This window comes from Acinetobacter sp. ABJ-A23_2, assembly GCF_044538765.1.
GTDB classification, from domain to species: domain Bacteria; phylum Pseudomonadota; class Gammaproteobacteria; order Pseudomonadales; family Moraxellaceae; genus Acinetobacter; species Acinetobacter nosocomialis_A.
Genome location: NZ_JBIUCP010000124.1, coordinates 1 through 372 on the forward strand (window position 1 = coordinate 1; position 372 = coordinate 372).

At 41.7% G+C, this 372-nt stretch carries 1 protein-coding gene; it reads right to left on the reverse strand.

All coding sequences use genetic code 11. The features are described from left to right. A partial coding sequence (locus ACH63V_RS18145; RefSeq protein WP_396464330.1) for an Ig-like domain-containing protein occupies positions 1–372 on the reverse strand: 372 nt, incomplete at both ends.

Sequence of the window (372 nt, forward strand, 5' to 3'; positions counted from 1 at the left end):
ACCACTTTTCCTGCTATGTCTTTTACTGTAACGCTAGCATTCGCTTCGGTTGTACCCGTAATGACTTTACCCGTAGTATCAATTGCTACAGTTAAACTTGATGGGGCTGTCGTATCAGGAGCAATAATTATTGTAGGTTCTGTAGTGTTACCTACTTTGTCCGATGCGGTTGCACTTAAGCTTTCACCATTTAAATAAGCTTGATCTAAAGTAATCAAGTATTTACCTGTGGCATCTGCTACAGCGCTACCAACCACTTTTCCTGCTATGTCTTTTACTGTAACGCTAGCATTCGCTTCGGTTGTACCCGTAATGACTTTACCCGTAGTATCAATTGCTACAGTTAAACTTGATGGGGCTGTCGTATCAGGA